Here is an 18827-nt window from a genome sequence, read left to right as displayed (position 1 = left end):
GCCAAGAATGCAGGCTGTCAACAGCAATCTACGAAATCAAAATTGAAATGTAGATGCTGACCTACAACACCGAATCAACAGCCTTTTCCGAATACCCATAATTTGTTAGGCAGCCAGAGCGCTGCTGGGTCAACAGTGAGCAACTCGCGTGCCAGGGTCAAAAACAGCCTCGCAGCCCGGAAATTGACAAATTTTGTCAGTCAAAGGTAATCGATTTGAGGTACTGGTGACAGAATTTGTCAGTGTCAGGTGCCGTAATTTGTCCAAGTAGCCGCCCTGGAGTGACAAAATTTGTCACAATTTGTGACAGACCCTGTCCGCTGCAGGCCGCCTCACTCACCAGATGCCACAGGTTGCGAAGCACTCGCTGGCAGCCTTGAAACCAGCAACTGGTCGATCTTGTGATGGTCGATATCGACCACCTCGAACCGGAAGCCCGCGACGGTGATCGCTTCCGACTTCTTCGGGATCCGCTTCAGCGAGTAGATCACCAGGCCGGCTGCTGTATCTACATAGTCTTCGCCAGGCAGCACGTCGATATCCAGTGCCTTCTTCAGGTCGACCAGCGGTGTCAGGCCGTCGACCAGCCACGAAGACTCATCGCGGCGCACGATCTGTTCGTCTTCGTTCGAATAGAGGATGTCCCCCATCAGCGCGCCGACGATGTCGTCCAGCGTGACGATGCCCACCACCAGCCCGTACTCGTTCATTACCACCGCAAAATTCTCATGCATCTCGCGGAAGCGAGTCAGTGACTCCGAGAGTGTCAACGTGTCCGGGATCACCAGCACGTTCTTGTCGTAGTGCTTGCCGATGCTGTCCAATGCTGCGCCGCTTTCATCGGCCAGCAGCAGTTGCAGGATGACCTTCGACTCCATATAGCCCAGCACGTCGTCGATGTTCTTGCCGCACACCGGGTATTGTGCGTGCGGTTGCTTGACCAGCTTGCGGCGCAGGCCGTCGGCGGTGTCGTCGAGGGTCAGGAAGACCACGTCGTCGCGCTGGGTCATGATGGCCGTGATCGGCTTCGAATCGAGTTCGAACACGTTTTCGATCAGATGCAGTTCGTGCTTGTGCAGAACGCCGGCCTCGGCGCCGGCATCGACCATGGCGGCGATATCCTCGGTGGTGATCTGATCGACTGGCTTGGTGGGAATGCCGAACAGCTTGAGCGTGGCATCGGCCGCTGCATTGAACACCCAGACCACGGGCTTGAACAGCTTGAGCAGCGTCAGCATCGGGCCGATCACCTGCACCGCGCACGCCTCGGGGAAGGTCATGGCGATGCGTTTGGGGATCAGGTCCGCGAACTGGATGAACAACAGCGTGACGATCAGGAACGAGCTGACATTGGCGATGCGCTGTGCCGTGCCGGCATCGAGGTACGCACTCAGGAATCCGTAGACGAGATCCGAGACATGTTTCTCGCCGAGGATACCGGCCAGGATCGCCACGCTGTTGACGCCGATCTGTACCACGGTGAAGAAGTTGCCGGGCTCCTCCTTGAGCAGCAATACTTTGGTCGCGCGGTGGTCGCCGCGTTCAGACAGGACTTGGAGCTTGGTGCGGCGGGCGGCGGTCAAGGCGATCTCGGAGATCGAAAAGAACGCGCTTACCACCACGAGAAGGGTCAGGATCAGTACGAACATAAGTTATTCACGCGCCGATCTGGGCGTGTTGATATTGGTGCACAGGCGGGGGCCTGTCAATTGTCTGGTAAATGTCTGCCAGTCAGCGCGGGGCAGGATCAAACTGGACGACGGGCGAATCCAGACGATCGTCGAGCGTGGCGGCCAGCGCCGAGGCGGCGGCCGCGAACTGTGTCCGCATATCATCGACCAGGCTCGATTTGCCACGATGGGTGGCGCGCAGCATCTGGATTTCGAACGGCAATTCGGGTTGCACGTCGTGCAGCGCGACATTGGCCGGATTGGCGCTCAACGCGGTGTACTGGTCGAGCAGCGTGACGCCCAGGCCCGCATCCACCAGGGCCAGTGCGAGGGAATAGGTTTGGACCTCGAGCGTCGAATGTGGTTCCAGTGCGTGACGGGCCAGCGTTTGCCGGACCAGCAGCCCCAGCGAGCTGTCGTCGTCATAGCCGATGAACGGCCGCTCCATCAGCTTGCGAATCGACACGATGCCGCGCCGGCCGCCCGAGGGCAGTGCCTGCGGGCGCGGCACGGCCAGCAGCATTCGCCCGGCGGCCACGGGCTCGCTGGTGATTGCCTCGTGCCTGGGCGGCGAAAAGGCAAAGCCCACGTCGATCTGGTTGGCCAGCAGCGCCTCGACGATCTCGCTTGTATGGTGCGTCAGCACCTGAACCTGCGTTTCCGGATGCCGCGCGCAGAAGCGGCGCACCGCAGGCACCAGCAGCGGGTTGGCCAGGCTCGGCGTGGCGGCCACGCGCAGGCGTCCCGTGCCCTTGTGGCGCAGGCTTTCCGATACGCGCCGCACACGCTCGATCTCACCATATAGCCTTTCGACATCGCCATAGAGCGCAAGCGCTTCCGGCGTCGGCTGCAGCCTGCCGCGCTGGCGATCGAACAGGCGGAAGCCCAGCGATGATTCCGCATGCTGCAGTACGCGGCTGACCACGGGCTGGGACACATGGAGCAGGCGCGCCGCCTCGCTGACGGTACCGGTCAGCATTACGGCACGGAACACTTCAATCTGGCGCAGGCGCATGGTTCTGGTGCGGGGGAATGTTCGCGCTGGTGCTTGCGCTGGTGTTCGTGTTGGTGCGGGAAATGGTGCTCCGCACTACGGGTAGACCCGGGTGGCGGGCCCCTATAGCTTGAGGACATATTCTGGCACGTATTGGCATTGGGCAAGCCGCGCCGGGTGCTCTACGCTCTGGCCCATCGTTTGAACAGGACGCAAGGCAAGCGGATGCGCATAGCGATCGTGGGTGCCGGTGTGGTCGGCATGACCTCCGCGTGGCGGTTGGCCAACGATGGTCACGAAGTCACCGTGGTCGAGCGCCATGATGGTCCGGGCGAGGAAACCAGCTTCGCCAACGGCGGCCAGCTCAGCTACAGCTATGTGGCGCCGCTGGCCGGGCCGGGCGTGTTGTCGAAGGTGCCGGGCTGGCTGCTGGATCGCGATTCACCGATGCGCTTCCGGCCATCCATGGACCCGTCGCAATGGCGCTGGCTGCTGGATTTCGCCCGCGCGTGCAATGCATCGGCGAGCGAGGCCGCCACGCGCAAGCTACTGCGCCTGTCGTTCTACTCGCGCGATCTGATGCAGGCTTTCGTCGATCGTCCGGACGCGCGGCAGGAGGGCGGTGGTTTCGATTTCGCGCGTAGCGGCAAGTTGATCGTGCACCGTGATGCGGCAGCCTACGAATCGGCCTGTCGCCTGCTCGATTATCAGGCCAGTCTTGGTTGCGAACAGCAGGCATTGGATCGCGATACCACGGTTGAGCTGGAGCCGGCGTTGGCCGGCATTCGGCAGGACATTGTCGGTGCGATCCACACGCCGAGCGAGGAAGTGGGCGATTGCCATCGCTTCTGCGTGTCGCTGGCCCATCTGTTGCAAGGCAGGCCGGGTGTCACGCTGCGCTTCGGCACGCGTGTGACCGGACTGGTGCGCGCGGGGGATCGCGTGACGGGCCTGTGCACCGATGCGGGTGATATCCGCGCCGATGCGGTGATCGTGTCGGGCGGCATCGGCAGCGTGCCGTTGCTCAAGCCGCTCGGTGTGCGGCCGATGCTGTGGCCGCTGAAGGGGTACAGCATCACGGTGCCGATCAGGCAGGGCGTGCTGGCGCCGCGTATCAGCGTGACGGACTTCGCCAACAAGATCGTCTATGCGCGCATCGGCGATACGCTGCGTGTAGCGGGGATGGCGGATATCGTGCGCGGCGGCGCGGTGATCGACCGCGAGCGCGCGCAGACGCTGGTCACGCAGACGCGTGCGGTGTTTGGCGACGTGAGCCATGGCGCGGACCTTGATGCATTGCAGCCGTGGGCCGGCCTGCGTCCGGCCACGCCCACGGGTTTGCCGATGATCGGCGAATCACGCATTCGCGGTCTGTGGCTGAACCTTGGCCACGGCGCGCTGGGTTTCACGCTGGCCATGGGCAGCGCGGGTGTGCTGGCCGATCGGATGGCTGGCCGCAAGCCGGTGGTGGATGCCGAAGATTTCAGTGCAGCGCTCGCATAGTCATTCTCGCGGGCGCACACGGGTTGTGCTGGAAGTCGCAGTTTGAGAGTCGTGCCATTAAATCAAGCCCCAACCAAGGAGCCGAACCATGAAGTCACTGTCCGTCCGTCCGACCCCCGTCACCCGCCTGCTGGCCGCCGCTGCGCTGCTCTGCGCCGCTGCCGGCGCACATGCCGCCGATGGCGATACGCTCAAGAAGATCAAGGACAGCGGTGTGATCTCGCTCGGTTACCGCGAGTCGTCGATTCCGTTCTCGTACTCGGACGGCAAGGAGGTGATGGGTTACTCCCATGACTACCTGCTGGCGATCGTCGACAAGGTGAAGGCGACACTGAACATGCCGAACCTGCAGGTCAAGCTGACGCCGATCACGTCGCAGAACCGCATCCCGCTGATGCAGAACGGCACTATCGACATCGAGTGCGGCAGCACCACGAATAACCTCGAGCGCCAGAAGCAGGTGGCGTTCTCGAATAGCCTGTTTATCTACGGCATCCGCATGCTGACGAAGAAGGATTCGGGCGTCACGGACTTCCCGCAGCTCAAGGACAAGAACGTGGTGACCACGGCTGGCACCACCGGCGAGCGCCTGCTGGTCAAGATGAACGGCGAAGGCATGAACATGAACCTGACCAGCGCCAAGGATCACGGCCAGGCGTTCCTGATTCTCGAGACCGGTCGCGCTGCTGCGTTCGTGATGGACGAGCCGCTGCTGTACGGCGAGCGCACCAAGGCCAAGAATGCTGCTGAGTGGGTGGTCGCTGGCAAGCCGCTGCAGACCGAGAACTACGCCTGCATGTTCCGCAAGGACGATCCGTCGTTCAAGAAACTGGTGGATGGCGTGGTGGCGGACATCATGACCAGCGGCCGCGGCGAGAAGCTCTACGCGAAGTGGTTCCAGTCGCCGATCCCGCCGCGCAACATCAATATGAATTACCCGCTGTCGCCGGACATGAAGCAACTGTTTGCCGAGCCGAACGACAAGGCATTCCAGTAAGGCCCATCAGTCGCTTGTATCGCGATTTGCGCGGGGTGTTCCTTCCGTCTGGTCAATGTTGACATGTTGACATGTTGACATGTTGACATGTTGACGTGGAAGGGGAGGAGAGGGCCGATGCATCCAGAACAACAGCGTGCCGTACACCGGCACATCAGCATCGCGCCCTCTTCTCATTTTTTCCCGCACGCCGATGACAGATCACTGATCCGGCGCGGGCGGCGGCTGTGGCGTCTCGAGCTTGAGCCGGCGTCCCGTTTCAAGCCATGTCTTCAGGCCTGCCACGATCATCGGCCAGCCGTTGCGGCCGCCCTGCAGGATCTGTTCGTCAACCGGCTCCCGATGGGTCTCGCTGACGGTCAGTCGTACGGCCTCGTCACCGAGCGCGTCGATTTGCCAGGTGACGATCACTTCCGGTAGTTGCCGGAATGCCTCGAGCCATTCCACGCGCCATGTGACGGACAACCGGTAAGGCGCGTCGGCGGTCAGCACCACGCCCTGCGAATCGATTTGACCATCTTCCATGCGTAGCACGAACGGGCTGTCGACTTTCCAATCGGATTCGACGCGTCGGCCGAAGAAGTACTGCGTGCTTTGCGTGGGGTCGGTCAGCGCACCCCAGACTTGCTCCGGCGTGGCGGCGATGTAGGTGACGACGATGGTCTGCGGAATAGCCATGTGGAATCTCCTCGATGACGGGCGGAGCAGGGGCCGTCAGGGTAACGATGGGGAGGAGGGATACTGTCGCACCGAATGATGGTGGACGGCAAGCAGGTGAGAGTAGGGGGAGGGCTTGTGGTTCCGGCAACGTTACGTCGTTGTTGAGCCGGAAAGCCCGCTTCCCCGGCCCCTCTCCCGCCTGGCGGAAGAGGGGGCAAGCCACGTAGCGGCTGATTCGGCCGAATCAGCCGAATCAGTTGCCCGCGACGCGCTTTGCGATGTGGTCGAGCGCTTCTTCCACCTGGTCGATCAGGATCAGGCACAGGTCGCCCGGCTGCAGATGGCTCAGTGCCGTGTCGATGGCGACGAACTCGCCGCGGATCTCCTCGACCTGGCTCGTGCGCTGGGCGCCTTGCAGGCCTTCGCGCAGCAGCGCCAGTACCTCGCCATCCTCGCGGCCGCGCTGGCACTGGTCCTGATACAGCACCACCTCGTCGAACACACCACCCAGGATCTGCGTCTGCTTGCGGATGTCCTCGTCGCGTCGGTCGCCCGCGCCGCTGATCACCACCACGCGTCGCTTCGACGGCATCGTCTCCACGGCATTGCACAGCGCCTGGATGGCGTCGGGGTTGTGGCCGTAGTCAGCGATCAGCGTGGCGCCCTTGTAGTCGAACACGTTGAAGCGGCCCGGGGCCGTCGCGGCGTCGTTGACGAAAGTGGCCAGCGCGCGGCGGATTACCGCCCAGTCGATGCCAAGCGCCCAGGCGGCGGCGATCGACGACATCGCGTTTTCCACCTGGAAGCCGATCGAGCCGTTGCGCGTGAGCGGGATGTCCGCCAGCGGGATGCGCACTTCGGTGTCGCCTTCAGTCGCCACGATCTGGTCGCCCTCGACGAACACCACGCGCCTGCCTTGCGCGCGATGCAGCGCCATCGTTGGCAGACCGGCATCGTGCGCGAAGAACGTCACGGTGCCCGGGCAGGCATCGGCCATGCGCACCACCATTTCGTCCGCGGCGTTGAGCACGGCCATCCCGTGCGGCGCCACGTTCTGCACGATCACGCTCTTCAGCACGGCCAGGTCCTCGACGGTGCTGATGTACGACAGGCCCAGGTGATCGCCTTCGCCAACGTTGGTCACCACGGCCACGTCGCAGCGGTCGAATGCCAGGCCTTCGCGCAGCAGGCCACCGCGCGCGGTTTCGAACACGGCGGCGTCCACGTCCGGGTGCAACAGCACGTTGCGCGCGCTGCGCGGCCCGCTGCAGTCACCGGTATCGATGCGTTCGCCCTGGATGTACACGCCGTCGGTACCCGTCATGCCCATACGCAGGCCGTTGGAGGCCAGGATATGGGTGATCAGGCGCACCGTGGTGGTCTTGCCGTTGGTGCCCGAGACCGCAACCACCGGGATGCGGCCATCGTCGCCATCGGCGAACATGGTCGAGATGATGGCTTCGCCGACCGCGCGACCTTTGCCGTACGACGGCTGCAGGTGCATGCGCAGGCCCGGCGCGGCATTGACTTCGACGATGCCGCCGGCCTGCTCTTCGAACGGCTTGAGCATCGTTTCACAGACCGCGTCGACGCCGCAGATGTCCAGACCGACCATTTGCGCGGCCGCCACGGCGCGCGCGGCGATGTCTGGATGCACGTCGTCGGTGACGTCGGTGGCGCTGCCGCCGGTCGACAGGTTCGCGTTGTTGCGCAGGACCACGCGGGTGCCCTTGGCCGGCACGGCGTCGGCGCTCAGGCCCTGCTTGGCCAGCGTGGCCAGCGCGATATCGTCGAAGCGGATCTTCGTCAGCGACGTGGCATGACCCTCGCCACGGCGCGGGTCGCGGTTCACTTCTTCCACGAGCTGGCGCACGGTGTGCACCCCGTCGCCAATCACCTGCGGCGGATCGCGGCGGGCGGCGGCCACCAGGTGCTTGCCCACCACGAGCAGGCGGAAGTCGTGACCGGGGATGTAGCGCTCGACGAGCACGTCCGAGGAAATATCGGCGGCCACTTCATAAGCCGTCATCACTTCCTCGCGCGTGCGGATGCGCACGGCCACGCCCTTGCCCTGGTTGCCGTCGCGCGGCTTGACCACCACCGGACCGTTGATTTCCTGCGCGGCGGCCCATGCCTCTTCGGCGCTGGAGACCGAGCGGCCCATCGGCACCGGCACACCTGCCGCGTGCAGCAGGCTCTTGGTGAGTTCCTTGTCCTGCGCGATGGATTCGGACACCGCGCTGGTCATGTCGGTCTCGGCGGCCTGGATGCGGCGCTGCTTGCTGCCCCAGCCAAACTGGACCATCGAGCCCTGCGTCAGGCGGCGATACGGAATGCCACGCGCCACGGCGGCGTAGACGATCGAGCCCGTGCTCGGACCCAGGCGCACATCTTCGTCGAGCTCACGCAGGCGATGCAGGGCATCGTCCAGGTCGAAGGGCAGGTCGTCGCGCGCGGCGATGCAAAGCTGCTCGGCCAGATTGAATGCCAGACGGCCCACTTCCTCTTCGCTGTACTGCACCACCACCTGATAGGTGCCGGGTTCGAGCGTCGGTGCGGTGTGGCTGAACGTCACCGGGCAGCCGGCCGCGGCTTGCAGGCCCAGGGCTGCCACTTCGAGCACATGCGCCATCGAGGGCGATCCGGCCTCATCGTCCGGGCGCAGCGGGCCGATGCCCGGAAAACGCCCGCGCAGGCGGTCTTCGAAACCGGGCAGCTCGGCCAGCCGAAGGGACTTGTCCGAGCACGCCACGATGGCTTCGATGGCTGTGTGACGACACCAGAGGTTCGGGCCACGCAGGGCCCGGATGCGAGAAACTTCCATAGAATCAGTTTTCCGTTTTTCTTTCCGGCTCGCGCATCACGCGCGGCGTCCGGCGCGGCCCATCCACTGGTGTACCTGTTCCACCGTGCTGTCTGTCGAGCCCTCGTCGCACTGCAGTACCAGCAGATCACCCGCCACGAGTTGGGCCAGCGCGGCTTCCACCGCCGCGCGGCGCGCGCCTTCGTCGATGATCTTGGTCACGCGGCGGCCTTCGTACAGGCCCTTCTTGAGCAGCGCGCGCGCCTCGGTCTCGGGGAGTTCGCGCTTGACGCTCTGGTCCTCGCACAGGAACACGCGGTCGAACGTGGCGCCAATCACCTTGCCCTGTTCGATCAGGTCCTCGTCGCGACGCTGCACACCCGCGCCGAACACGAGCATCCGGCGCTCGGACGGAAAGCGGTCGAGCGCGGCCGCCAGCGCTTCGAGCGCCGGAGCGTTGTGCGCGTCGTCCACCACCACGGTGGCGCCATGGTGCTCGAACAGCGTGAAGCGGCCCGGAACGTCCACCTGGCCGACGTCGAACGTGACGATGCCGGCACGGATCAGGTCGTTCGAAATGCCGAGCGCCCAACCCGTGGCCACGGCGGCCAGCACGTTCTCGATCTGGAATGCCACGCGTCCGGCGTAGGTCAGCGGAATCGCCGACACATCGGTCAGCGCGGTCTCGCTGTTGCCGGTGGCCAGCACCACCTTGCCGTCGCGCACGAACACCGCGCGCTTGCCTGCCGCGCGATGCGTGGCGATGGCCGGCAGGTCGGCGGACAGGCCGAAGAAGATGACGTCGCCATCGCACAGCTCGGCCATTTCGACCAGACGCGCGTCGGCGGCGTTGAGCACGGCCACGCCGGTCTTGAGCACCACATCCACCTGCGTGCGCAGCACGTTGTACATGCGGTCTTCATCTTCGACGTAGAAGTCGCCGATGTGGTCGGGTTTTCCGAAGTTCGTGACCACGCCCACCTGGCAGCGGTCATAGGGCAGGCCCTGCGACAGGATCATGCCGCTGTCGTTCTCGAACACGGCGGCTTCCACTGCGCGGTTCATCAGAATGCGATGACCGGCATCCCAGCTCGCGCGGTCGCCCCGGCCGCCTTTCTCCACTTGGCGGCGGTCCAGGAACAGGCCGTCGCTGCAGGCCAGACCCGTGTGCTTGCCCGACAGTTGCAGCAGTCGCGCCACGAGCTTGGCCACCACAGTCTTGCCGTTGGTGCCCGTAATGCCCACCACGGGGATGCGGCCATCGTCTTCCACGCCGTTCCGGCTCGGGAACAGGTGATCGACGATAGCGCGGCCCACCGGGCGCGGCTCGCCTTCGGCGGGCTTGATATGCATCAGCAGGCCCGGGCCGGCGTTGACTTCGACGATGGCGCCACGTTGTTCGGCCAGCGGGCGCGAGATGTCCTGCGCGACGAGGTCCACGCCGGCGATGTCGAGACCCACCACACGAGCGGCCAGCGAGGCATGGGCGGCCACGCTCGGATGCACGCGGTCGGTCACGTCGAACGCGACATTGCCGTTGCGCTGGATCAGCACGGTGCGGCCTTCCGGCGGCACGGCGCTGCCGTCGGCATAGCCCTGGCGCTTCAGTTCCAGGCGTGCGGCCGAATCCAGACGCACGCGGTTCAGCGGATGGTCTTCGGTGGTGCCCCGACGTGGGTCGGAGTTGATCTGCGATTCGATCAGTTCGTCGATCGTCGACTTGCCGTCGCCAACCACCGAGGCGGTTTCGCCCATCGCGACGGCGACCACGCGGCCGCCCACCACCAGCAAGCGGTGCTCGTTGCCGGGCACGAAACGCTCGACGATCACGCCGCTGCCTTCCTCGATGGCCACGGCATAGGCCGTTTCCACTTCCTCGCGGGTCATCAGGTTCGTGAACACGCCACGGCCGTGGTTGCCGTCGTACGGCTTGACCACCACGGGCACGCCGATGTCCTCGGCGGCATCCCAGGCGTCTTCGGCACTTTCGACCATGCGGCCTTCCGGCACCGGCACGCCGCAAGATTCCAGCAAGCTCTTGGTCAGGTCCTTGTCGCGCGAGATCGACTCGCCGATGGCGCTGGTCCGGTCGGTCTCGGCCGTCCAGATGCGACGCTGGCGGGCGCCATAGCCGAGCTGGACGAGGTTGCCGTCCGACAGGCGGATCGACGGAATGTCGCGGTCATCCGCGGCATCGACGATGCAGGCCGTGCTCGGGCCCAGGCAGTGTTCGTCGACCAGGCGGCGCAGGTTGTCCACCGCAGCGGGCACGTCGAAAGGACGGTCCTCGATGGCGGCCATGACCAGGTCACGGGCCGTGAACAGGGCTGCGCGCGTCACTTCCTCGTGCCAGGCGCGGACGATGACCTTGTACACGCCGCGGATCGGGGTCTCGCGAGCTTTGCCGAAGCCGCCCGGCATCCCGGCCAGGTTCTGCAGCTCAAGCGTGACGTGTTCCAGGATGTGGCCCGGCCAGGTGCCTTCCTTCAGACGCATCAGGAAGCCGCCGCGCACCCCCGGGCTGCAGCGGTGTTCGATCAGCGTTGGCAGCCATGCCGACAGGCGCTCATAGAACCCCGGAATCGTGTTGGAGGGAAAATCCTCCAGTTCGCCGATATCGACCCATGCCTCCAGCACCGGCCGATATGTCCACATATTCGGGCCGCGCAGCGACATGACATCGAAAATCTCAATGTCCTTCTTTTTCATTGACTTAGCTTGAGGCAGTGGGCTGAATGCCCGAGAAATGGAAGCCTAACCTTTCGTTAACGTTACGGCGGCTTCAGGGTTGACCCTTGGCTGCCCCGATCTGGCCGGAACGTGTTGTGCAGTGCACCAGGCTCCTCCGCTTGTTTGCGTTATGTATACTTGCGGGCAAAATTGCGGGCCGCCACATGGCGCTCCGCTTAAATTGTTTCAAGTTATGTCCGTCGCTGATCCCTTCGGGGCCCATTGCGGACGCGCTTTTCATTCGCTTTTCGCTTCTTGTCTGACGCGCCAACAATGACCCAGTCTTCCCCGTCCGTCCCTCCCAGCCCCGGTTTGCAAGGACCTTGGGGTGCCGAAATCGGCGCCACCCTGCAGCCTGGGGAAAACGTCCTGGCCGGACTGACGCTGGACCTGGACGCAAGGTTGCATTTTACCCAAGGGTGGCTGGTTGTGACGGACCGTCGCCTGATTGCGCGCGCGCCCGGTGAAAAAACCCTCCAGGACTGGGAAATCACGGCCGGCCAGACGCTGGCCCATGGGGACCACGCCGGGGTGGGCATGCTGGAACTGTCGGATGGCCAGCGCCGCCTGGCAAGCTGGCGCTATACGCTTGGTTACAATCCCGACGCATTGAGACTGGCCGACCAGTTCGATACGCGTCGCGACGCCCTGGCAACGGGCCGTGCCCCGGAGCCTGCCGATACCGAGATCTGCCCCACCTGCAAGGCGCCGTTGCCGCCCGGCGAGGAACAGTGCCCGCAATGCAGCCGGGAACTGGAAACGCCCCCGTCGACATGGGCGCTCCTGCGCCTGTGGCGCTTCGCGCGGCCCTACCGCTGGGAACTGCTGGGCGGCTTCGTCCTGCTACTGCTGGGCACCGCCGCCACGCTCGTACCGCCGTACCTGACCATGCCGCTGATGGACAAGGTACTGATTCCCTACCAGAACGGTGTGCCGATCGATATCGGCCTTGTCAAACTCTACCTGGCCGGCCTGCTGGGCGCCGCCCTGGTTGCCTGGGTGCTGGGCTGGGCACGTACCTACCTGCTGGCCCGGGTGTCGGAGCGGATCAGCGCCGACCTGCGCACCACCACCTACGAACATTTGCTCAAGCTGTCGCTCGAGTATTTCGGCGGCAAGCGGACCGGCGACCTGATGGCGCGCATCGGCTCGGAGAGCGACCGCATTAGCGTGTTCCTGTCCTTGCACCTGCTGGACTTCGCCACCGACGTGCTGATGATCGCGATGACGTCCATCATCCTCGTGTCGATCAATCCATGGCTGGCGCTAGTTACGCTGGTGCCCCTGCCGTTCATCGCGTGGATGATCCATCTGGTGCGCGACCGCCTGCGCCATGGCTTCGAGAAGATCGACCGGATCTGGTCGGAGATCACCAACGTGCTGGCCGATACGATTCCGGGTATCCGGGTGGTGAAGGCCTTCGCGCAGGAAAAGCGCGAAGTGACGCGCTTTCGGGAGGCGAACAAGCACAACCTGGCCATCAATGACCGGGTCAACGCGGTGTGGTCGCTGTTCACGCCGACGGTCACGTTCCTGACCGAGGTGGGCCTGCTGGTGGTCTGGATTTTCGGCATCTGGCAGGTCAGCCACGATGCGATCACCGTGGGTGTGCTGGTGGCGTTCCTGACCTACATCAGCCGCTTCTACACGCGCCTGGATTCCATGAGCCGTATCGTCTCGGTGACGCAGAAGGCCGCCGCCGGCGCCAAGCGGATCTTCGATATTCTTGATCACGTGTCGAGCGTGCCGGAGCCGCAGAAGCCGGTGCACATCGACAATGTCCAAGGCGCCATCGAATTGCGCGACCTCGGGTTTCGCTACGGGAACCGCGCCGTGATCCGCGGGTTGAACCTGTCGATCCAGCCGGGCGAGATGATCGGCCTGGTGGGGCATAGCGGTTCGGGCAAGAGCACGCTGGTCAACCTGATCTGCCGTCTCTATGACGTGTCCGAAGGTGCGATTCGCGTGGACGGTGTCGATATCCGCTCGCTGCCGGTTTCGGAGTTCCGCCGCCATATCGGCCTGGTTCTGCAGGAGCCGTTCCTGTTCTTCGGCACGATCGCCGACAATATCGCCTACGGCAAGCCCGACGCGACCCGAGAGGAAATCATCGCGGCCGCCCGTGCCGCCCACGCGCACGAGTTCATTCTGCGGCTGCCGCACGGCTACGATTCGCTGGTGGGCGAACGTGGTCAGGCGTTGTCCGGCGGCGAGCGCCAGCGCATCTCGATCGCCCGCGCGCTGCTGATCAATCCGCGCATCCTGATTCTGGACGAAGCCACCTCGTCGGTGGATACCACGACGGAGAAGGAAATCCAGAAGGCCCTGGACAACCTCGTGCAGGGCCGTACCACGATCGCCATCGCGCACCGCCTCTCCACGCTGCGCAAGGCCGACCGTCTGGTGGTGATGGATCGTGGCCAGATCGTTGAAGTGGGCAATCACGACGAACTGATGGCGCGTGAAGGCGCGTACTACAAGCTGTACCAGGCACAGGCGCGCAACGTGGATACCGACGCCGATGCGATCAGCGACGGCGAAGTCGCGGAAGCGAAGGAGGCCGTCGGTGCGCAGTAATCAAACTTCCGAACAGACTCAAGAACAACCGGCCATGCAGACGCCTGACTTCAATCTGACCCGCAACAGCTTCGGCAAGCTGGTGCTGACGCTGGCCGATGGCGTGTCGCACGAAGGGGTAGTGCCGGTGCGAGCCTTCCCGATCTCCGCGCCCGACGGCGGCGTTGGCATGATGAGTACGGATGGCCGGGAACTGGCCTGGATTCCGAGCCTCGACGGCCTGCCGGCGCCGACCCGCGAACTGATCGAGGCGGAGCTGGCTGCGCGCGAGTTCATGCCCGAAATCCGGAAGATCGTGGGCGTCTCCACGTATGCCACACCGAGCGTGTGGACCGTGCAGACCGATCGTGGCCAGACTGATCTGGTGCTGCGTGGCGAGGAGGATATCCGCCGGCTCGTTGGCAATACGCTGCTGATCTCGGACAGCCACGGCATCCACTATCTGATTCGAGACCTGATGGCGCTCGACAAGCCCAGCCGCAAGATCCTGGACCGGTTCCTCTGACGCTGCCAAGGCCATTGCCCGGCACGGCATGAAAAACGGCACGCAATTGCGTGCCGTTTTCGTTTCCTCATCTGACCGTCGCGCAGTCGCGAAGCGACTCAGTGCAGCAACGTCGATACCTGGTCGTCCTCGTCATCCCAGTCTTCGAGTTCGATCGGCGAGTCCGGCGCCATGTCCCACACCATCGAGTGAAAACGAGGGGTGAACCACTGGCGGAACATCTCCAGCGAGATCTGCTGGGGCCATAGCGAGTCGTCAAACCATTCCCCGAGCATGAACTCGAAGAACGTACGCCAGCGCTTTTCCACCCAGCGCAGCGCGTTCTCAGGTGTATCTGCTACCTCGGGCAATAGGAACACACTGGCGTCGTCGCGGATGGCCTCGAGGGTCAGCGTGGGCACAGGTTCGGGATCCACCGCCTTGACCCAGTCAAGGAAGGGCTGCTCCGGCACAAGCAGGCAGACGGAGCGATTAACGGTAAAGCGGGGGTGGTCAGACATGGAGGCGATGCGGGGAAGGGGAAACTGCGATGGCCTATTGTAACGTTCCCCGTCAGCGTGCTGGCACGGACGTTGATCGGTCGTTGTCTTGACGGCAGGCTGAATGTCCGATGATTGATAGAAATTGCGATTTCCTTGGTGTTGGCGGACAGATCAAATCAAGGCGTATCCGGCTATCGCTATGAAGTCGACAAGGACGCACCCAGCGCAAGCGGACGTTCTGGTGGCAATGGCAGCTCCAGGGGTAGATCGACAGGGCAGCCCAATGGCACCAGCCTGGACACTTGGTGCGAGGACCTCACGTATGGACCACATATGAAATTGGTCAGGCCGTCATCTATCAGGGCACGCGCTACGTCTGCCTCCGAAGGCATACGACGTGGCGCAGTGCTGGAAGGGCCCCAGCGGTGACGCTGGCCTTGTGGCGTGTGGTTCGCTAAGTGTTGTTTTTTCGCTGGATCTTGCGTGAATCGGTTCCGATTTTTTAAGTTTTCTGCGAAGAATGCCGTCATCGTTCAGATACGGGGACTGGAGTCGTTTGATGAGTTTTACCTTTCTCCCGCCGGGTGACGCCTTCATGCCGACCATGACAGAGCGTTTCGCCGAAGCGGAAAAAATTGAAGATCGCACAGCGCGTTGGACTGCCCAGGCAGAGATCGCGCTGAACACTGGCGACATGTACCTGGTCGGTCTCGTGCTGTTCAAAGCCATTCAGGAGTTCGGCCCCGAGGCGTTTGCCGCGCACTCGGGCGAACCCTTGGCGCGGCTGCAGCGGCTATGGATGCCTGGCGTGCTTACTTCGCCTGATCAGGCGGAGCGGCTGTACACGCACCTCGGCGTGACGGTTGGCGTGGAACCGTTTCATGCGGCGCGGCTGGCTGGCATGCCTCTGGATGGCGCGTCGATGCACTGACGGCGGGCGCGCCACATCGGCGCGCGATGAATCGTCCAGGCATAAAAAAAACCCAACCGGTGACGGTTGGGTTTCATGTTTGGTGGAGCCGGCGGGAATCGAACCCGCGTCCGCAAGCCCTCCACAGAGAGTTCTACATACTTAGTTCTGTCATTTGATTTAACCGGCGCATCGCGGACGAACACGCTCTACGACGGCGAGTCACTAGGTTTTCGTCCTCGGGCCCGTGACACTCCCGAAGCTTATCTGACGTAAATGACCTCGCTGGTTCTTGCGAACCCTAGCCCGTCAGCGAGCCAGTGCGAGGACGGCGGCCCTTAGGCTGCCAGTGCGTAACGTTCGTCGTTAGCAGTTATTGCATTCCCATTGATTAACGAGGTGACGGGTCCTCGGTATGCCCTCCACTGCTTTGTAACCCACGTCGAAACCAGGTCGGCCCCAATGTGCGTCAAAACGCGAAAGAAAACGGATTGTACTCGCTTTCGACGCACCCTGCGTGGTTCGGTTCCTTGGTCAGGAGAATAGCGGTAGCAGCTCCGCGGGATGGCGGATCAGGTAGTCGGCGCCCCAGGTTTCCGGAGGTTCGGCTTCGCCGCAGTAGCCGTATGCCGCTGCGACCGTGGTCATGCCGGCGGCCTGGCCAGCCTGAATGTCGCGCAGGTCGTCACCGACGTATATGCACCGGCCGGGCGCCACGCCGCTCAATTCTGCCGCTCGCAGCAGCGGTGCGGGGTGTGGCTTGGCATAAGGGGTGGTGTCACCGCTGACCACGGCCGAAGCGCGTGGCGTCAGGCCGATCGCATTGACCAGCGGCACGGTGAAGCGGGCAATCTTGTTGGTCACGATGCCCCAGCGAATGCCCGTGGACTCCAGTTGCGCCAGCACCTGGTCCATGCCCTCGAACAGGCGCGTATGGACGGCGATATCGGCCTCGTAGTAGTCGAGGAACGCGTCGCGCAAGGCCGGGAACTCGGGATCCTCCGGGCGCTTGCCGAACGCCACGCCGAGCAGGCCACGCGCGCCGTGCGAAGCTACCGGACGGAGCCGTTCGTACGCGACTGGCAACATGCCGTGTTCGATGACCAGCCGGTTCGCGGCTGCGGCGAGGTCGGGAGCGGTATCGGCAAGTGTGCCGTCAAGATCGAAGAAAACTGCGTCGAACGTCATCATGGTTCAAGGCTTGCGGAAAGCCATCATGTAATTGACGTCGGTGTCGCGGCCAAGCGAGTAGATCTGCGTCAACGGGTTGTAGGTCATGCCGCGCATCTCGATCATGTCCAGTCCGGCATTTCGCGCGAAGCGGGCGAGTTCGGATGGCGTGATGAATTTCTCGTAGTCGTGCGTGCCGCGCGGCAGCATGTTCAATACGTACTCGGCGCCGACGACGGCAAGCAGGTACGCCTTGAGGTTGCGGTTGATGGTCGAGAAGAAGACGTAGCCGCCCGGCTTTGCGAGCGTCATGCAGGCGCGCACGATCGACTGGGGGTCGGGCACATGCTCCAGCATTTCCATGCACGTCACCACGTCGACGCTGGCCGGCGCGCGGGCCGCCAGATCCTCGACGGCGATCTCCTCGTAGGTCACCGCCACGCCCGATTCCAGGCTGTGCAGGTCGGCTACCTTGAGCGCCTTTGTCGACAGGTCGATGCCGCGCACGGTAGCGCCCGCGCGGGCCATGCTTTCGGAAAGGATGCCGCCTCCGCAGCCGACGTCGATGACCTGCTTGCCCGACAGGTGGGCAATGTCGTCGATCCAGCCCAGGCGCAGCGGGTTGAGGTCATGCAGCGGCTTGAACTCGCTGTTGGGGTCCCACCAGCGGTGGGCCAGCTCGCTGAACTTGTCGATCTCCTTCGGATCGGCGTTGCGGCTGCTTGGCGTATCGGGAGTGGAATGCAGGGTGGTCGATTGCGACATCATGGGTGCCGGCGAGCGGCAAATCAGGTGAGAAGTCTGCGGCAACTTTACCAAAAAAAAAGCCCAGCTTGCGCTGGGCTTTTTTTCATCGGAGAGGATCCGATTAACGTGCGCTGCGGGTGCCGACCACTTCGACTTCCACGCGACGGTTCGGCTGCTGGCAGGCGATCTGAGCAGTGCGGTTGCCCTTGCACGACTTCGGATCAACCTTCAGCTGACGCTTGCCCTTGCCTTCGGTGTACACGCGGTTGGCTTCAACGCCCTTGCTCACCAGGTAGGCCTTGACCGACTCAGCACGACGGATCGACAGGCGATCGTTGTACTTGTCCGAACCGAACGAATCGGTGTGACCAACAGCGATGATCACTTCCAGGGTGATGCCTTGCAGCTTCGAAACCAGGTCGTCCAGCTTGGCCTTGCCTTCGGGCTTCAGAACAGCCTTGTCGAAGTCGAACAGGGTGTCAGCAGCGAAAGTGACCTTTTCGCTCGACACAACCGGCGGTGCCACCGGGGTCGGGGCCGGAGCCGCAGCAGCCGGAGCCAGCGCGCCATCGCACTGTGCATTGGCCGTTGCCGGGGTCCAGGAGCTGTCGCGCCAGCAGAGCTCGTTCGTGCCATTCTTCCACACGTACTCGCTCGTACCGTTGCCCCAGTTGTCGTTCACTGCCTTCTTTTCATAGGGGACGGACTGGGCTTGAGCGGATGCAGCCATTACTGCGGTAGCTGCAACGAGCGCGAGCTTGGCAAATTTTTTCATATTTCTCCTCTCAGGATGAGATCACCGCAGGGTTACTGCGAGCAAATGGACGAAAACAAGTCATACATTCTTCGGAGTATAACATTCTCGACGTGGAGCATGATCCACTTCGAACAACGTCTGGCTCTTCGCTGGGGAATTGTGCCACAAGGCTCGTTTCCTAAGAAGTAAATATATTCGATTCAACCAAGCGGTTTTGGGCCTGTGGTGTTTGTGCAACATCCGCCTTGCGGCGCCCGCAAAGCCTTGTCCCATATGGGGTTGCCGGGTGAGGGGGTGGTCGCTGAAAGCGCCGTCAAGGGGC

General features: G+C 63.4%; 15 protein-coding genes and 1 other RNA gene. 6 read left to right on the top strand and 10 right to left on the bottom strand.

The window, feature by feature from the left end; translation table 11 throughout:
- Positions 1–332: 332 nt before the first annotated feature.
- Positions 333–1649, bottom strand: coding sequence for a hemolysin family protein (locus tag RN01_RS21300; RefSeq protein ID WP_017513861.1), 1317 nt, complete (start codon positions 1647–1649; stop codon positions 333–335).
- An 82-nt stretch (positions 1650–1731) separates the two neighbouring features.
- Positions 1732–2685 (bottom strand): LysR substrate-binding domain-containing protein, encoded by a 954-nt coding sequence (locus RN01_RS21295; protein ID WP_008643631.1) that lies wholly within the window; start codon positions 2683–2685, stop codon positions 1732–1734.
- Between the two features lie 204 nt (positions 2686–2889).
- On the opposite strand from RN01_RS21295, the gene RN01_RS21290 reads away from it, so the two are divergent.
- Both RN01_RS21290 and RN01_RS21285 read left to right on the top strand, forming a co-directional pair.
- Complete coding sequence (locus RN01_RS21290) at positions 2890–4167, top strand: D-amino acid dehydrogenase (RefSeq protein WP_024570690.1); 1278 nt, start codon at positions 2890–2892, stop codon at positions 4165–4167.
- An 88-nt stretch (positions 4168–4255) separates the two neighbouring features.
- Positions 4256–5164: a glutamate/aspartate ABC transporter substrate-binding protein gene (locus tag RN01_RS21285; RefSeq protein WP_017515503.1), complete on the top strand. Its 909-nt coding sequence runs from the start codon at positions 4256–4258 to the stop codon at positions 5162–5164.
- Positions 5165–5365: 201 nt separating this feature from the next.
- Here the strand turns inward: RN01_RS21285 and RN01_RS21280 are convergent, their stop codons facing one another.
- From RN01_RS21280 to cphA (RN01_RS21270), 3 genes are all read right to left on the bottom strand, one after another.
- On the bottom strand, positions 5366–5842 hold the full coding sequence (locus RN01_RS21280; RefSeq protein WP_017515504.1) for an SRPBCC family protein: 477 nt from the start codon (positions 5840–5842) through the stop codon (positions 5366–5368).
- 235 nt (positions 5843–6077) lie between these two features.
- Positions 6078–8648: a cyanophycin synthetase gene (gene cphA / locus RN01_RS21275; protein WP_024570691.1), complete on the bottom strand. Its 2571-nt coding sequence runs from the start codon at positions 8646–8648 to the stop codon at positions 6078–6080.
- Positions 8649–8684: 36 nt separating this feature from the next.
- Complete coding sequence (cphA, locus tag RN01_RS21270; RefSeq protein WP_017514141.1) at positions 8685–11336, bottom strand: cyanophycin synthetase; 2652 nt, start codon at positions 11334–11336, stop codon at positions 8685–8687.
- A 294-nt stretch (positions 11337–11630) separates the two neighbouring features.
- Here cphA (RN01_RS21270) and RN01_RS21265 point away from each other — a divergent pair, with 294 nt between their 5' ends.
- Together RN01_RS21265 and RN01_RS21260 are read left to right on the top strand one after the other, a co-directional pair.
- A complete protein-coding gene (locus tag RN01_RS21265) occupies positions 11631–13934 on the top strand; it encodes an ABC transporter ATP-binding protein (protein WP_024570692.1) in 2304 nt (767 codons plus the stop codon).
- 34 nt (positions 13935–13968) lie between these two features.
- The gene (locus RN01_RS21260) at positions 13969–14439 is read left to right on the top strand and encodes a DUF1854 domain-containing protein (RefSeq protein WP_017515705.1); all 471 of its coding nucleotides are present in this window, start codon (positions 13969–13971) and stop codon (positions 14437–14439) included.
- Positions 14440–14537: 98 nt separating this feature from the next.
- On the opposite strand, the gene RN01_RS21255 is transcribed toward RN01_RS21260, so the two are convergent.
- The gene (locus tag RN01_RS21255) at positions 14538–14939 is read right to left on the bottom strand and encodes a hypothetical protein (protein ID WP_008643644.1); all 402 of its coding nucleotides are present in this window, start codon (positions 14937–14939) and stop codon (positions 14538–14540) included.
- A 287-nt stretch (positions 14940–15226) separates the two neighbouring features.
- Between RN01_RS21255 and RN01_RS35070 the strand changes: the two genes are divergently transcribed.
- Positions 15227–15379: a carbohydrate-binding protein gene (locus RN01_RS35070; RefSeq protein WP_369799878.1), complete on the top strand. Its 153-nt coding sequence runs from the start codon at positions 15227–15229 to the stop codon at positions 15377–15379.
- Positions 15380–15480: 101 nt separating this feature from the next.
- A complete protein-coding gene (locus RN01_RS21250) occupies positions 15481–15852 on the top strand; it encodes a hypothetical protein (RefSeq protein WP_024570693.1) in 372 nt (123 codons plus the stop codon).
- Between the two features lie 80 nt (positions 15853–15932).
- Here RN01_RS21250 and ssrA read toward each other — a convergent pair.
- The 4 genes from ssrA to ompA form a co-directional block, all read right to left on the bottom strand.
- Positions 15933–16292, bottom strand: a transfer-messenger RNA (tmRNA) gene (ssrA, locus tag RN01_RS33205).
- A 73-nt stretch (positions 16293–16365) separates the two neighbouring features.
- Positions 16366–17022: a phosphoglycolate phosphatase gene (gene gph, locus RN01_RS21245; protein WP_024570694.1), complete on the bottom strand. Its 657-nt coding sequence runs from the start codon at positions 17020–17022 to the stop codon at positions 16366–16368.
- 3 nt (positions 17023–17025) lie between these two features.
- Positions 17026–17769: a bifunctional 2-polyprenyl-6-hydroxyphenol methylase/3-demethylubiquinol 3-O-methyltransferase UbiG gene (ubiG, locus tag RN01_RS21240; protein WP_017515205.1), complete on the bottom strand. Its 744-nt coding sequence runs from the start codon at positions 17767–17769 to the stop codon at positions 17026–17028.
- A 100-nt stretch (positions 17770–17869) separates the two neighbouring features.
- A complete protein-coding gene (gene ompA / locus RN01_RS21235) occupies positions 17870–18523 on the bottom strand; it encodes an outer membrane protein OmpA (RefSeq protein ID WP_008643648.1) in 654 nt (217 codons plus the stop codon).
- Positions 18524–18827: the final 304 nt, after the last annotated feature.

Origin of the sequence: Cupriavidus sp. SHE (assembly GCF_000812445.1) — a bacterium.
Taxonomy (GTDB): domain Bacteria; phylum Pseudomonadota; class Gammaproteobacteria; order Burkholderiales; family Burkholderiaceae; genus Cupriavidus; species Cupriavidus metallidurans.
This window is presented reverse-complemented; position numbering and strand designations above follow the sequence as displayed.

Excerpts from the sequence above, each read along its gene's own strand:
- RN01_RS21265 (WP_024570692.1), top strand. The coding sequence starts at position 11,631 with ATGACCCAGTCTTCCCCGTCCGTCCCTCCCAGCCCCGGTTTGCAAGGA.
- RN01_RS21285 (WP_017515503.1), top strand. The coding sequence starts at position 4,256 with ATGAAGTCACTGTCCGTCCGTCCGACCCCCGTCACCCGCCTGCTGGCC.
- RN01_RS21280 (WP_017515504.1), bottom strand. The coding sequence starts at position 5,842 with ATGGCTATTCCGCAGACCATCGTCGTCACCTACATCGCCGCCACGCCG.
- RN01_RS21295 (WP_008643631.1), bottom strand. The coding sequence starts at position 2,685 with ATGCGCCTGCGCCAGATTGAAGTGTTCCGTGCCGTAATGCTGACCGGT.
- ubiG (WP_017515205.1), bottom strand. The coding sequence starts at position 17,769 with ATGATGTCGCAATCGACCACCCTGCATTCCACTCCCGATACGCCAAGC.
- ompA (WP_008643648.1), bottom strand. The coding sequence starts at position 18,523 with ATGAAAAAATTTGCCAAGCTCGCGCTCGTTGCAGCTACCGCAGTAATG.
- cphA (WP_024570691.1), bottom strand. The coding sequence starts at position 8,648 with ATGGAAGTTTCTCGCATCCGGGCCCTGCGTGGCCCGAACCTCTGGTGT.
- RN01_RS21250 (WP_024570693.1), top strand. The coding sequence starts at position 15,481 with ATGAGTTTTACCTTTCTCCCGCCGGGTGACGCCTTCATGCCGACCATG.
- gph (WP_024570694.1), bottom strand. The coding sequence starts at position 17,022 with ATGATGACGTTCGACGCAGTTTTCTTCGATCTTGACGGCACACTTGCC.
- RN01_RS21290 (WP_024570690.1), top strand. The coding sequence starts at position 2,890 with ATGCGCATAGCGATCGTGGGTGCCGGTGTGGTCGGCATGACCTCCGCG.
- RN01_RS21255 (WP_008643644.1), bottom strand. The coding sequence starts at position 14,939 with ATGTCTGACCACCCCCGCTTTACCGTTAATCGCTCCGTCTGCCTGCTT.
- RN01_RS21300 (WP_017513861.1), bottom strand. The coding sequence starts at position 1,649 with ATGTTCGTACTGATCCTGACCCTTCTCGTGGTGGTAAGCGCGTTCTTT.
- cphA (WP_017514141.1), bottom strand. The coding sequence starts at position 11,336 with ATGAAAAAGAAGGACATTGAGATTTTCGATGTCATGTCGCTGCGCGGC.
- RN01_RS21260 (WP_017515705.1), top strand. The coding sequence starts at position 13,969 with ATGCAGACGCCTGACTTCAATCTGACCCGCAACAGCTTCGGCAAGCTG.